We start from the raw sequence: 13,084 nt of genomic DNA, 5'->3' as shown, positions 1-13,084 counted from the left end.
GGATGACCGCGGGTCGGCGGCCCGCTCCCGGAGTGTCCCGGATCCGGGATAACATCCTGGATATGGGACAGGACGAACCCCCGGACGAGGAGGGCCGCCGCCTCGCCGCCCGCCTCGCCGCACTGCGCGCCGGACGCGGCTGGTCGCTGGACGAGCTCGCCCGCCGCAGCGGCGTCAGCCGCTCCACGCTCTCCCGGCTGGAGCGCGCCGAACTCAGCCCGACCGCCGCCCAGCTCGGCCGGCTGTGCACCGCGCACGGCCGCACCGTCTCCCGGCTGCTGGCCGAGGTCGAGGCGGACCCGCCCGGCCTGCTGCGGGCCGCCGACCAGCCGCGCTGGCACGACCCGGCCACCGGCTTCGCCCGCCGCTCCGTCTCGCCCCCGCACCCGGGACTGCGCGCCGAACTGGTCGAGGGCACCCTCCCGCCCGGCGCGGAGGTCCGCTACGCCGCCCCGCCCGTCCCCGGCCTGGAGCACCACCTGTGGGTGCTGGACGGCGAGTTGGCGCTGGAACTGGACGGCGCCGCGCACCGGCTCGGCGCGGGCGACTGCCTCCGCTACCGGCTGCACGGCAGTTCCGGGTTCCACAACCCCGGCCCCGACCCCGTCCGCTACCTGATCGCGCTGGTGCTGCCGTGAACCCGTCCGTGAACCCGTCCGTGGACCCGACGGTCCGCCCGCTCACCCCCGACGCCCTGGACGCCCGCCGGGACGCCCTCGCCGACCTGCTGCTGGACGCGGTGGCCGACGGCGCCTCGGTCGGCTTCCTGGCCGGGACGGACCACCGCGAGGCCGCCGCCTGGTGGGACGGCCTGCGCCCGTCCGTCGCCGCCGGGACGCGCCTGCTCTGGATCGCCGAGGACGCCGCCGGGCGGGCCCTGGGCACCGTCTCGCTGGTCCGCGAGGAGAAGCCGAACGGCCGCCACCGCGCCGAGGTCGCCAAGCTGCTGGTGCACCGCGACGCCCGCGGCGCGGGCCTGGGCCGCCGCCTGCTGCGGCACGCCGAGGACGCCGCCCGGGCCTGCGGCACCACCCTGCTGCTGCTCGACACCCAGACCGGCAGCCCGGCCGAGCACCTCTACCGCACGGCCGGCTGGACGGCCTTCGGCACCGTCCCCGACCACTCCGCCACCCCGGACGGCGTGCTCGCCGACACCACCTACTACTACAAGCGGCTGGCCGCCTGACGGCAGGAAAGGTGGGGTACGCGTCCTTGCTGCCACCCGGCCGGTCCGCCACCCTGGGAGCATGCCGACCCGCAGCGTGCTGATCGTCCTGTTCGACGGAGTGCAGAGCCTCGACGTCACCGGCCCGCTGGAGGCGTTCCACGGCGCCGGCTACCCCGTCACCACCGCCTCGCCGGGCGGCCGGCCGGTGCGCAGCAGCAGCGGCCTGACCCTGCTGCCCGACCTCGACCTCGACCTGGCCGGGCCCGCGCACACCCTGCTCGTCCCGGGCGGGGCCGGCACCCGCGGCGAGGTCGCGCCCGGACTGACCGACCGGATCGCCGACCTGGCGGCCGGGGCCGAGCGGGTCGTCTCGGTCTGCACCGGCACTTTCCTGCTCGCCGCGGCGGGCCTGCTGGCGGGCCGCCGGGTCACCACCCACTGGCGGCACTGCGCGCTGCTGGCCGCCCGGTACCCGGAGCTGACCGTCGACCCGGAGCCGATCTACGTCCGGGACGGCCGGTTCCTGTCCTCGGCGGGCGTCACCGCGGGCATCGACCTGGCGCTGCACCTGGTCGAGGAGGACCTGGGGCGGGAGGTCGCGCTGGCGGTCGCCCGCAACCTGGTGGTGTTCCTGCGCCGCCCCGGCGGCCAGGCCCAGTTCTCCGCCCAGCTGTCGGCGCAGTTCGCCGAACGGGACTCGGTGCGCGAGGTGCAGCGCTGGATCACCGAGCACCCGGAGGAGGACCTGTCGGTGGAGTCGCTGGCCCGCCGGGCCTCGCTGTCGCCGCGCCAGTTCGCCCGGGTCTTCGCCGCGGACGTCGGCATGACCCCCGGTCGGTACGTGGCCGGGGCCCGGCTGGAGGCGGCCCGCCGCCGGCTGGAGGACAGCCGGGACGGCATCGAGCAGGTGGCCCGCTCCTGCGGGTACGGCTCGGCCGAGGCGATGCGCCGGGCCTTCGCCCGCACCCTGGCCACCACCCCGGCCGACTACCGCCGCCGCACCCGCTGACGCGGGCTCAGCTCACCGCTGCCCCGCTCACCACTGCGACCAGGTCAGGTTCCAGCCGCTCAGGCCGTTGGCGGGGTCCAGCGGCTTCTTCTTGACCGAGTTCCGGACGATCACCACGTCGCCGATCTTCGAGGCGTTGTAGACCTTGCCGCCGGGGGTGTCGTCGCTGCCCGCCGGGGTGTCGGGCAGGCCGATGCAGCCGTGGCTGATGTTCGTCCGGCCGGCCGCCGTCCAGGCGTCCGGGTTGCCGTGCAGGTAGGTGCCGGAGTTGGTCAGCCGCAGCGCGTGCGGGTCTATCGTCTTGTAGCCGGGCCCCTTGAGGTCGGTCTGGCCCTCGGAACTCATCGGCTCCATCCGGCTCTTGGCGGAGATGACCATAGTGCCGTTCCAGGACGGGTTGTCGTCGGTGCCCGCGACGATCGGGATGGTCTGGTCGGGCTTGCCGTCCTCCTTGACCACCATCTGGTGGGTGCGGGCGTCGACCTCGCTGATCCGGGAGCGGGCGATGGTGAAGTGCTCGTCGCGCTCGGTCGCGCCGTACACGCCGGGCGCCAACTCCACGCTCTTGGTACGCAGGTGGACCTGGACGGTGGTGCCGGGGGTCCAGTACTCGGCGGGGCGCAGGTCGAGCCGGGTGTCGTTCTCGAACCAGTGGCCCTTGACCTCGCGGCCGTCCGAGCTCTCGACCACGATGGCCCGCTCGACGGCCTCCTTGTTCTTGACCTTCACGCCGCCGAAGTTCACCGAGATGATCATGCCGACGCCGAAGTCCTGGCCGGTCACCACGTTGTCCTCGACCTTGGCGGTCCGCTGCGGGACGAGCGTGCTGAAGGTGCTGGTGGCGGTGGTGGCCACGCCGTCGGTGTCGGCGGCCCTGGCGTTCACCCGGTAGGTGGTGCCGACCGAGAGGCCGCCGGGGGCCGGGGTCCAGGTGAGGTTGTCAGCGGCGAGGGCGCCCTCGACCGCCTTGCCGTCCTGGTCGGTGACGGTGACCTCGGACAGCTTGCCGGACGCCACCGAGACCTTGACCGCGCCCGGGGCCACGTCCTTCGCGCCGTCGCCCGGCTCGATCGACAGCACCGCGGCGGACGCCTTCGCCCGCGCCGGCGTGCTCGCCGCGCCCCCACCCGCCGCACCGCCGGTGCCGCCAGTGCCACCGGCGCCCCCGCCCCCGCCACTGCACGCGGTCAGCAGCAGCGTTCCGCCCAGAATCGCGCCCATCATCGTTGTCCGTCGCACGACGCCCCTCCATCCGGTCTTTCCGGAAGAGGTACACGCTCCGGGGGAGGCCCGGGTTACGGCCGGGGCCCCGGAGAAGTGTCACGGTTTCGCACGGCCGTGCGACGACGTGCCCGTCCCGGGCCGCGGGCAGCACGCCGTGCTGGACGACCCGGGCGCCGCCGCCGCCGAACCGGCCCGCTTCCCGACCGCCCGACGGCCCGTCCCCTGTCGGCCTGGCGGCCTACGCGGCCCCGTCCGGGCGCTGGAACTCCGGCTGGTCCAGCAGCCGCAGCCAGCTGCCGTCCGGCTGCTGCCGCACCACCTGGGCGCGGGCCCCGGCGCCGTCCTTCGGCGGGGTGGCGGTCAGCGCGATGCCGTCCGCGGCCAGCGTGGGCAGCGGCGGTTCGGGCGTGAACCGCGGCCGGTGGGCCAGCACCTGCGCCCACAGCTCCTGGATCGCGGCCCGGCCGACCGTCAACCGCCCGGGCGGGTACGCCAGCACCGCGTTCTCCTCGTACAGCGCCGCGACCCCGGCGGCGTCGCCCGCGTTGGAACGTTCCACGAACAGCCGGGTCAGGTCCTCCGGCCGCATCGCCTTCTCGTACTCGCCCATCGCCGTTCCTCCTCGTCGTCCTGTCCTTCCTCCAGCCTCCTCCCGCCCCGTTCCAGAAGTCCAACAGCTGGTTGTGCTCCAAACTAGAATCAGGAGTCATGGAACTGAGGCAGCTGGAGTACTTCGTCGCGGTCGCCGAGGAGCGCAACTTCACCCGCGCCGCCGAGCGGGTGCACATCAGCCAGTCCGGAGTGAGCGCCCAGGTCCGGCAGCTGGAACGGGAGTTGGGCGCCGAGCTGTTCGACCGCGCGGCCCGCACCGTGACGCTGACCGTCGCGGGCAAGGCCGCCCTGGAGCACGCCCGGCAGGCGCTGGCCGCCGCCCGCGCGGTCGGCCAGGCGGTCGGCGAGGTCACCGACCTGGTGCGCGGCAGCCTGCGGCTGGGCATGGTCGCGGGCTGCACCCTGGCCCCGCTGTTCGACGGCCTGGCCGCCTTCCACCGGGCCCACCCCGGCGTCGAACTCGCCCTGCTGGAGGCCGACTCCGAGCGCCTCACCGAGGACGTCCGCACCGGCGCCCTCGACCTCGCCCTGATCGGCCGCCCCGCCCCCGCCCCCGACGGGCTGGACGCGCACGTGCTGGTCAGCGAACCCGTGCTGGCCGCCGTCCCGCCCGGCCACCCGCTGCTGGACGTCCCCCGCCCCGCCCTCGCCGACCTGCTCGCCCACCCGCTGGTCTGCATGCCGCGCGGCACCGGCCTGCGCGCCGTCCTGGACCGCGACTGCGCCGCCCACGGCCTCACCCCGCACGTCGCCCTGGAGGCCACCGCCGCCGCCGCGATCGCCGACCTGGCCGCCCGCGGCCTCGGCGCGGCCGTGCTCAGCCGCTCGATGACCGGGTCCTTCCCGGCGCTCGTCCCCGTCCCCGTCGCGGGCCTGACCACCCCGGCCCTGCTCGCCCTGGTCAACCGCCCGTCCCCGCCCCCGGCCCTGCGCGCCCTGCTCACCGCCCTGCGCCGGGCCTTCCGGCTCCCGACCTGACGGAAGGGCCGCCGGAACACCGGCGGCCCTTCCGCGGAGCGCCGCCCCTCAGTTCACGAAGGCCAGTTCGTGCGGCGTCCCGTTGAACCGCAGCCCGCCGTCCTCGGTGACGGTCACGATGTCCTCGATCCGGACGCCGAACCGCCCCGGCAGGTAGATCCCCGGCTCGATCGAGAAGCACATGCCGGGCACCAGCGGCTGGGTCTCGCCCTCGACCATGTACGGCGGCTCGTGAGTGGTGAGCCCGATGCCGTGGCCGACCCGGTGGATGAAGTACTCGCCGTACCCGCCGTCGGTGATCACCTTCCGGGCGACCCGGTCGATGTCCTGGCAGGTCACCCCGGGCGCGACGGCGTCGAACGCGGCCTGCTGGGCGCGCCGCACCAGGTCGTGGACGGCGAGCACCTCCGCCGGCGGCTCGGTGCCGACGAACACGGTGCGGGTGGTGTCGGAGCCGTAGCCGTCCTTCAGCCCGCCGAAGTCCAGCACCACGGTGTCGCCGCGCCGGATCACCCGGTCCCCGGCCTCGTGGTGCGGGTTCGCCCCGTTCGGCCCGGAGCCGACCACGGTGAAGTCGACCTGGCTGTGCCCGTGCTTCGTGAGCAGCGCGGCCAGGTCGGCGGCCACCTGGTTCTCGGTCCGCCCGGCGAAGTCGACGCCCAGGATCTCCCCGTACGCCAGGTCCGCCGCCGCCCCGGCCGCGGCCAGCCGCTCCAGCTCGTCGTGGTCCTTCACCGCCCGCAGCATCGGCAGCACCGCGGTCAGCGCCGCGTACGAGCTGCCCGGCAGCGCCTGCTGCAGCCCGAGCAGGTGCATCGCCCAGGCGTTGTCGGAGATCCCGTACCGGCCGCCGCCGTCCAGGTTCGGCGCCAGCACCGCGTACGGGTCGGTGCCGTCCGTCCAGTCGGCCATCCGGACGGCCTCCGCACCCGGCGCCTGCTCGGCGTCCGGGCGTTCCAGCTTCGGGACCAGCAGCACCGGTTCGGCGCCGGCCGCGAGCACCAGGGCGGTCAGCCGCTCGGTCATCGCGGTCGGCTGGTAGCCCGTCAGGTAGGTCAGGTCGGGGCCGGGGGTGACGACCAGTCCGGCCAGCCCGGCGTCCGCGGCGGCGGTCGCGGCGCGGGCCATCCGGGCCTGGAAGTCGGCGGTGGTGAACGGCGCGGGCATGCTCTCCCTCTCGAATCAGCGGTGGGCGGCGGCCGCGTAGTGGCGCAGGAACAGCGCCTCCACGGTGGCCATGTGCTCGATCTCGGACGGGTCCACGCTCTCGTTCGGCGCGTGGATCAGGCAGCGCGGCTCCTCCACGCCCATCAGGATGATCTCCGACTCCGGGTACTGCGCCGCCAGCACGTTGCACAGCGGGATCGACCCGCCCTGCCCGAGGAAGGACAGCGGCTTCCCGTAGACCTCCCGCGCGGCCGCGTCCAGCGCCCCGTACGCCGGGCCGTCGGTGGCGGCCCGGAACGGCGAGCCCTTCGACTCCGGCTCCACGGTGACCCGCGCGCCCCACGGCGCGGCCGCCACCAGGTGCGCGGTCAGCGCGTCCTGCGCGGTCCCGGGGTCCATGCCGGGCGGCACCCGCAGGCTGACCCGGGCCCGGGCGGTGCCGGGGACCGCCGCGGCCGAACCGACCACCGGCGCGCAGTCGATGCCCAGCACCGTCACCGCCGGGCGGGCCCACAGCCGGTCCGCGACCGTCCCGGAACCGGTCAGGCCGACGCCCTCCAGCACGCCCGCGTCCGCCCGGAACTGCTGCTCGTCGTAGCCGACGCCCTCCCAGGTCCCGCCGTCGTCCAGCCCGTCGATCCGGGTGCCGCCCTCGGCGTCGCGCAGCGAGTCCAGGATCCGGACCAGCGCGGCCAGCGCGTCCGGCGCGGGGCCGCCGAACATGCCGGAGTGCACGTCCGACGCCAGCGTCCGCACCGTCACCACGACGTTCGCCAGGCCGCGCAGCGAGGTGGTCGCGGTCGGCACCCCGACCGCCGCGTTGCCGGTGTCGCAGACCAGCAGCACGTCCGCGTGCAGGTCCTCGGGGTGCTGCGGGACGTACGCCTCCAGGCCGCCGGTGCCCTGCTCCTCCGAGCCCTCGGCGACCAGCTTGATCCCCACCGGCAGGTCGTCGCCGAGCGCCCGCAGCGCGGTGAGGTGCATGACGATGTTGCCCTTGCAGTCCGCGGCGCCGCGCCCGTACCAGCGCCCGTCCCGCTCGGTCAGCTCGAACGGGGGAGTGGTCCAGGCGGCGTCGTCCAGCGGCGGCTGCACGTCGTAGTGGCAGTACAGCAGCACGGTCGGCGCGCCCGGCGGCGGCGGGCGGTGCCCCAGCACGGCGTGGCTGCCGTCCGGGGTCTCCGCCAGCCGGACGTCCTGCAGGCCGGCCTCGGTGAACGCGGCGGCCACCCACTCGGCGGCCTGCCGGCACTTCTCCGGCGGCTGCTGCCGCGGGTCGGCGACCGAGGGGATGGCGACCAGCTCGGCCAGGTCCCGCTCGGCCCGGGGCATCAACGCCGCGATGCGCGCGGCCAGCTCGGTGTCCGTGGTCATCGGCTCTCCCTCACCCCTCAGTTCCTGACCGTGTCATCGGTCTTGATGTCCTCGATCTTCTCCTGGTAGTCGTCCAGCTGGTCCGGGCAGTAGACGCTCAGCACCAACGCCTCCGCCTGCACCGTCCGGGCGGCCACGATGACCGGCCGCTGCCCGGGGCCGGCCGCCCCGTTGGACATCTGCACCCGCTGCAGACCGGTCTTCAGCGAACTCGCCGGGTCCTCGCACACCGCGCCGCCGTCCGTCCCCAGCGTCCGGGCCACCTGCTCCCGGTCCGGCGTCGGGTAGCCGTCCGCCTGCAGCTTGGAGATCAGCTCGTCGGCCTTCCGGAACGACTCGTTGGTGGCGTGCTGCTGGGTGAACGTCAGCAGGCCGACCACGACCATCGCGACCAGCAGCACGATCGCGCCGACGTAGATCCACTTGTGCTGCGAAGCCATCCGGGTGCTCATGCGCCCACCTCGCTGCGCTCGCTCCGCTCGGCGGGGGCATTCGCCCGTGCGCCGCTCCTGATGATCCGCTCGCTCCGCTCGCTCATGCCGCCTCCTCCTCGATGGCCGCCGCCGCCGCGGGGTCGCGCCACTCCGGCTTGCTGGCCTTCAGGAAGCCGAACGGGATGATCACGCCCAGCAGCAGCAGACCGCCGCCGATGATCCCGATGTACGCCCACACGCTGCCGCCGCCGAACTGCGAGGACGGCACGAACCCGATCACCATCGCCGCCGCCGACGCCAGCAGCCCCACCACGCACAGCACCACCAGGGCCGGGGCGCGGTAGCCGCGCGGGTGGTCCGGCTGGAGCCTGCGCAGCCGGATCGCCGCCGCGAACATCAGCAGGTAGACGATCAGGTACACCTGCGTGGTGATCACCGAGAAGATCCAGTACACGCTGGAGACGTTCGGGATGAACGCGTACATCAGCGCGATGGCCGTGGTCACCACGCCCTGCGCGACCAGGATGTTCTGCTGGATGCCGTGCTTGTTGAGCTTCTGCAGCGACGGCGGCAGGTAGCCCTCCTGCCGGGAGATCATCAGCAGGCCCTTGGACGGCCCGGCCAGCCAGGTCAGCATGCCGCCCAGCGAGGCGGCGACCAGGCCCACCGCGATCAGCGGGGTCAGCCAGCCGATGTGGAAGTACTGGAAGAACGCGTCGAACGCCTGCATCACGCCCGCCGTCAGCGACAGCTGGTCGGCCGGCACCACCCAGCTGATCGCCAGCGCGGGCAGGATGAAGATCAGCAGCACCATCCCGACCGCGAGGAACATCGAGCGCGGGAACTCCTTGCCCGGGTTCTTCAGCGAGGAGACGTGCACCGCGTTCATCTCCATGCCCGAGTAGCTCAGGAAGTTGTTGACGATCAGCACCAGGCTCGCCAGGCCCGTCCAGGCCGGCAGCAGGTGGTCAGCCGACATCGGCGCCGCCGAGGCGTTCCCCTGCCCCAGGAACACGAAGCCCAGCACCACCAGCAGCGCGCCCGGGACCAGCGTCCCGATGATCAGCCCCCAGGACGCCAGGCCCGCCACCGCGCCCGTCCCGCGCGAGGACACCCACACGCCGGTCCAGTACAGCACCATGATCACGATCGCCGTGTACAGGCCGTTGCTGGCCAGGCTCGGATCCACCACGTACGCGATCGTGCTCGCCACGTACGCCAGCAGGCTCGGGTAGTAGAAGATCGTCATCGCGAACTGGCACCACACCGCCAGGAACCCCAGCGGCTTCGACAGCCCCTGGGCCACCCAGTTGTACACGCCGCCTTCCCAGCCCGAGGCCAGCTCCGCCGAGACCAGCGCCGTCGGCAGCAGGAACACGATCGCCGGCACCACGTACAGGAACACGCACGCCAGCCCGTACACCGCCATCGTCGGCGCGGACCGCAGACTCGCCACCGAACTGGTCGTCATCAGCGCCAGCGTCACCCAGGTCATCCTGGGCACCGCCACCGTCTTCACCCGTTTCGCCGCCACCGCAGCCGTCCCCTCCGGGACCGGCACATCCGCCGCGCTCATCCACCGCCTCCTCGCAGCGGCCCCGCCCACCGGAGCCCGCCCCTCCACCCTCCGGCCCCCACCCCCACCCCGCATCCGAAAACCCGTCACCACCCCCACCCCCCTCACCGGAACAGCCCAACGCCACCCCCTGACACCCCCTCACCCGCCCGCACTGTCCACACCCTGTGGAGAAGACCCGCTCAACGGGCGGAGGGGCCCACCCGGTCATCCGGACGGGCCCCTCGGCCGTTCACGCCCTACTGCGGTCTCACCCGTCGGCGAACGGTTTCAGACCGGGGCGTGATGCTCACGGTGGTAAGCCAAGAAACGCCGCTCGATCTGGTGGGCAGGGATCTCGCGCAACCGGCCGATGACCTGTTCGGTGGACCGGTCGGTGATCGCCAGGTCGTCGGCGATGACCAGCATGCCGAAGTCGAAGAGCTTGTGGTGGTTGGGGCACAGGCACAGGACGTTCGAGGCGATGTCGGGACCGTTGTGCGGTCGCCCCAGTCCCTGGATGTGCGCGGCCTCCGCGTAGGCGCCGGTCGGTGTCCCCAAGCGGATGCCGCACACCTGGCAGGAGAAATCATGGGCCCGCTTCACGTAGTTCGCGACGGCGCTGCTCCGGACGATGCGCATGAACGACGCCTCGACGCGCGTCAACGTCTCCTGGCCGGCCGGCACGGGGAGGGTCGGAGCGGGTTGGGTCGGAACGGCGAGGGACGGAACGGGCAGGAGCGGTTCGTTGGGCAGTTTGACCAGTCTGTAACGCCAGACCAGGTGACCGGACTGCCCGCGTTCGGACCAGTAGTCGTCGACGAGGTAGAGCCCGTCATACCTGTACCCGGACGCAGGGGAGTGCTGTGGATCGCCGCTCGCCCCGCGGACGACGCGTACGGGTCGTCCCGCCGTCCTGCTGGTGACGAGGGCCGCGTTGCCCAGGGTGAGTTGCTGGTCGGACGCCTGTTGCCCGGTGCGCTCGTCACGGCCGCCCTGGCCCGTGTAGATGATCGTGTCGCCGAGGTCCTCGTCGTCCTCGTACCCACCCGACACGACGATGGACTCGGCACCGTTCTCCCTGGTCCCGCAGATGCCGCCTTGGAGCGGCCGGTGCACCTGGGCGCGGTGGAGCGCCGCACGGTTGGCGAAGACGGTGCCCGCCTTGACACCGGGGACCGGTCCGAAGCCGTCGAACACTGGGCCCAGCAGCAGGGCGTCCCGCAGCAGGCCGTGTGGTGCCTCGCCCTCGAAGAACCGGGACACCAGATCGTCGGTCACCAGACGCCGTGCTTCCGGGTCATCGGCGAGGAGGTCGTACACCCAGCCCTCCAGACCGCCTCGGGGGTTCTGGGAGTTCAGCCAGGGCAGCAGCTTCGAGCCCCGTGCCACCGGCACTTCGCCCATGACGCCGTCGAGTTGCCACAGGCCCGAGTCCTGCAGGGCCACGAACGGGTACTGCGGCGCCGGGTCGGACCCGGGGCGACCGTACTCCTTCAGGAGTCGCTTCAGGTCGGGTCTGGCGTCCTTCCACGGCAGCAGCCGCGCCCGCCCTGTTGCTGCCCGACCCATCGCCCAGAGCAGGGTGATCGGCTGGTGCCGAGCGGGCTGACCGGAGGACCGGTCGACATGGAGACCGGCCACGGCCGAGCGGATATCGTCTAGGTGCTTCGTCATCAGGTATCGCGTCCCCTCATGGTCCCCCCAAGGTGGGCGCCACCCGGAGCACGAGCCGTCCAGGTGGGCGCGCACCACGAGGAAGGGCCCTGCCGGATTTCTCCGGCAGGGCCCTTCCTGCTACTACGAAGTCGGGGTAGCGGGATTTGAACCCACGGCCTCTTCGTCCCGAACGAAGCGCGCTACCAAGCTGCGCTATACCCCGGTCCTGCGTTGTTGCCTTCCGTGTCCGGCGCAACGAGTAGAACTCTACAGGAGGTGGGGCCAGAGACGAAATCCGGTTTAGGGCTGGTCAGCGTGGGGCGGGGGTGAGGGTGAGGAGGGTGGCTTCGGGGGGGCAGGCGAAGCGGACGGGGGTGTAGCGGTTGGTGCCGCAGCCGGCGGAGACGTGGAGGTAGGAGCGGTGGTGGGGGGTGGTGTGGGTGGAGAGGCCCTTGACGCGGTCGGTGTCGAGGTCGCAGTTGGTGACGAGGGCGCCGTAGAAGGGGATGCAGAGCTGGCCGCCGTGGGTGTGGCCGGCCAGGATCAGGGGGTAGCCGTCGGCGGTGAAGGCGTCGAGGGTGCGGAGGTAAGGGGCGTGGACGACGGCGAGGGAGAGGTCGGCGTCGGGGGAGGGGCCGCCGGCGACGGCGGTGTAGTCGTCGTGGCGGATGTGCGGGTCGTCGAGGCCGGCGAACTCGATGTCGAGGCCGGCGACGGCGAGGCGGCCGCGGGCGTTGTTGAGGTTGAGCCAGCCCGCCTGGTCGAAGCCGTCGCGGAGCTTCTGCCAGGGGTTGTGGACGGCGCCGCTGATGCCGCGGCGGCCGGTGCCGTCGGGGTTGTTGGTGCCGTGGGCGCCGCTGCGCAGGGCCTTGAGGTAGCGGGTGGGGCTCTTGCGGGCGGGGCCGTAGTAGTCGTTGGAGCCGAAGACATAGACGCCGGGGAAGTCCATCAGCGGGCCGAGGGCGTCCAGCGCGGCGGGGACGCCGAGCGGGTCGGAGAGGTTGTCCCCGGTGTTGACCACCAGGTCGGGGCGGAGTCCGGCGAGGCTCTTCAGCCAGCGCTGCTTCTTGTCCTGGCCGTTGACCATGTGGATGTCGGAGACCTGGAGGATTCGGACCGGCCGGGCGCCGGCGGGCAGGATCGGGACCTCGACGCGGCGCAGGCGGAACGAGCGGACCTCGTACCCGGCGGCGTAGACGAGACAGGCGGCGCCGGTGGCGGCGATGCCGAGCGGGACGGAGTGCAGCGGTCGCATCGGTCCATGGTCGCAGACGGGGTGAACGGCCCGACGGGCGCCCGGGGAACGGAGGTGCTGACGCGGCGTCAGGGGCGGACGGCGGGTAAATGGGGCGGCGGCGGGGCGGGGCAGGTGCCAGAATCGGCGGCATGACGACGCTCAAGGAGCAGCTGCAGGAGGACCTCACGGCTGCGATCAAGGCACGGGACGAGCTGCGCTCGTCCACCCTCCGGCTGACGCTGTCCGCGGTCACCAGTGCGGAGGTGGCGGGCAAGCAGAAGAAGGAGCTGTCCGACGCCGAGGTGCTGCAGGTGATCGGCAAGGAGGCGAAGAAGCGCCGGGAGGCGGCGGACGCCTTCGAGGGCGCGGGCCGGGTCGAGCAGGCGGCCCGGGAGCGGGCCGAGGGCGAGGTGCTGGCGGGGTTCCTGCCGAAGCCGCTGACGGACGAGGAGCTGGCGTCGATCGTCGCCGCCGCGGTCGCCGAGTCCGGGGCGAGCGGTCCGCAGGGCATGGGGGCCGTGATGAAGCTGGTCCGTCCGCAGGTGGAGGGGAAGGCGGACGGCGGCCGGGTGGCCGCCGCCGTGAAGGCCGCGTTGGCGGGCTGAGGCCGGTCGGCCGCCGCGCCAGCCACCGCGCGAAGACCGCGAAGACGGAGCCGCCCGGGCGG

At 73.3% G+C, this 13,084-nt stretch carries 13 protein-coding genes and 1 tRNA gene; 5 read left to right on the top strand and 9 right to left on the bottom strand.

What is annotated here, in order from left to right:
• Positions 1-62: 62 nt before the first annotated feature.
• The 3 genes from ABD345_RS00210 (at position 63) to ABD345_RS00200 (ending at position 2,177) form a co-directional block, all read left to right on the top strand.
• A complete protein-coding gene (locus ABD345_RS00210; RefSeq protein ID WP_344549567.1) occupies positions 63-638 on the top strand; it encodes a helix-turn-helix domain-containing protein in 576 nt (191 codons plus the stop codon).
• Positions 635-1,186: a GNAT family N-acetyltransferase gene (locus ABD345_RS00205; RefSeq protein WP_344549565.1), complete on the top strand. Its 552-nt coding sequence runs from the start codon at positions 635-637 to the stop codon at positions 1,184-1,186. The genes ABD345_RS00210 and ABD345_RS00205 overlap by 4 nt, the downstream gene beginning before the upstream one ends.
• A 61-nt stretch (positions 1,187-1,247) precedes the next feature.
• Positions 1,248-2,177 (top strand): GlxA family transcriptional regulator, encoded by a 930-nt coding sequence (locus tag ABD345_RS00200; protein ID WP_344549564.1) that lies wholly within the window; start codon positions 1,248-1,250, stop codon positions 2,175-2,177.
• 27 nt (positions 2,178-2,204) lie between these two features.
• Here ABD345_RS00200 and ABD345_RS00195 read toward each other — a convergent pair whose 3' ends face one another.
• Together ABD345_RS00195 and ABD345_RS00190 are read right to left on the bottom strand one after the other, a co-directional pair.
• The gene (locus ABD345_RS00195; RefSeq protein WP_344549563.1) at positions 2,205-3,416 is read right to left on the bottom strand and encodes a L,D-transpeptidase; all 1,212 of its coding nucleotides are present in this window, start codon (positions 3,414-3,416) and stop codon (positions 2,205-2,207) included.
• 223 nt (positions 3,417-3,639) lie between these two features.
• Positions 3,640-4,011, bottom strand: coding sequence for a YybH family protein (locus ABD345_RS00190; protein WP_344549562.1), 372 nt, complete (start codon positions 4,009-4,011; stop codon positions 3,640-3,642).
• A 98-nt stretch (positions 4,012-4,109) separates the two neighbouring features.
• On the opposite strand from ABD345_RS00190, the gene ABD345_RS00185 reads away from it, so the two are divergent.
• The gene (locus ABD345_RS00185) at positions 4,110-4,991 is read left to right on the top strand and encodes a LysR family transcriptional regulator (RefSeq protein WP_344549561.1); all 882 of its coding nucleotides are present in this window, start codon (positions 4,110-4,112) and stop codon (positions 4,989-4,991) included.
• A gap of 48 nt (positions 4,992-5,039) precedes the next feature.
• Here ABD345_RS00185 and ABD345_RS00180 read toward each other — a convergent pair whose 3' ends face one another.
• From ABD345_RS00180 to ABD345_RS00150, 7 genes are all read right to left on the bottom strand, one after another.
• Positions 5,040-6,158 carry an aminopeptidase P family protein gene (locus tag ABD345_RS00180; protein WP_344549560.1) on the bottom strand — a complete coding sequence of 373 codons (1,119 nt, stop codon included), beginning with the start codon at positions 6,156-6,158 and terminating at the stop codon, positions 5,040-5,042.
• Positions 6,159-6,173: 15 nt separating this feature from the next.
• A complete protein-coding gene (locus tag ABD345_RS00175; RefSeq protein ID WP_344549559.1) occupies positions 6,174-7,532 on the bottom strand; it encodes a dipeptidase in 1,359 nt (452 codons plus the stop codon).
• Positions 7,533-7,549: 17 nt separating this feature from the next.
• Positions 7,550-7,984 carry a hypothetical protein gene (locus ABD345_RS00170; RefSeq protein WP_344549558.1) on the bottom strand — a complete coding sequence of 145 codons (435 nt, stop codon included), beginning with the start codon at positions 7,982-7,984 and terminating at the stop codon, positions 7,550-7,552.
• Between the two features lie 82 nt (positions 7,985-8,066).
• Positions 8,067-9,542: a glutamate/gamma-aminobutyrate antiporter GadC gene (gadC, locus tag ABD345_RS00165; RefSeq protein ID WP_344549557.1), complete on the bottom strand. Its 1,476-nt coding sequence runs from the start codon at positions 9,540-9,542 to the stop codon at positions 8,067-8,069.
• 270 nt (positions 9,543-9,812) lie between these two features.
• Complete coding sequence (locus ABD345_RS00160) at positions 9,813-11,198, bottom strand: YDG/SRA domain-containing protein (protein WP_344549555.1); 1,386 nt, start codon at positions 11,196-11,198, stop codon at positions 9,813-9,815.
• 131 nt (positions 11,199-11,329) lie between these two features.
• Positions 11,330-11,403 (bottom strand) — tRNA-Pro (locus ABD345_RS00155).
• A gap of 87 nt (positions 11,404-11,490) precedes the next feature.
• Positions 11,491-12,435: a metallophosphoesterase gene (locus tag ABD345_RS00150; protein WP_344549554.1), complete on the bottom strand. Its 945-nt coding sequence runs from the start codon at positions 12,433-12,435 to the stop codon at positions 11,491-11,493.
• A 131-nt stretch (positions 12,436-12,566) separates the two neighbouring features.
• Here ABD345_RS00150 and ABD345_RS00145 point away from each other — a divergent pair, with 131 nt between their 5' ends.
• Complete coding sequence (locus ABD345_RS00145) at positions 12,567-13,022, top strand: GatB/YqeY domain-containing protein (RefSeq protein WP_344549553.1); 456 nt, start codon at positions 12,567-12,569, stop codon at positions 13,020-13,022.
• Positions 13,023-13,084 lie beyond the last annotated feature (62 nt).

The sequence above is a fragment of the Kitasatospora saccharophila genome, assembly GCF_039529925.1.
Taxonomy (GTDB): domain Bacteria; phylum Actinomycetota; class Actinomycetes; order Streptomycetales; family Streptomycetaceae; genus Kitasatospora; species Kitasatospora saccharophila.
Note: the sequence above shows the minus strand (reverse complement) of the source record. Positions and strands in the feature narration are given on the sequence as shown.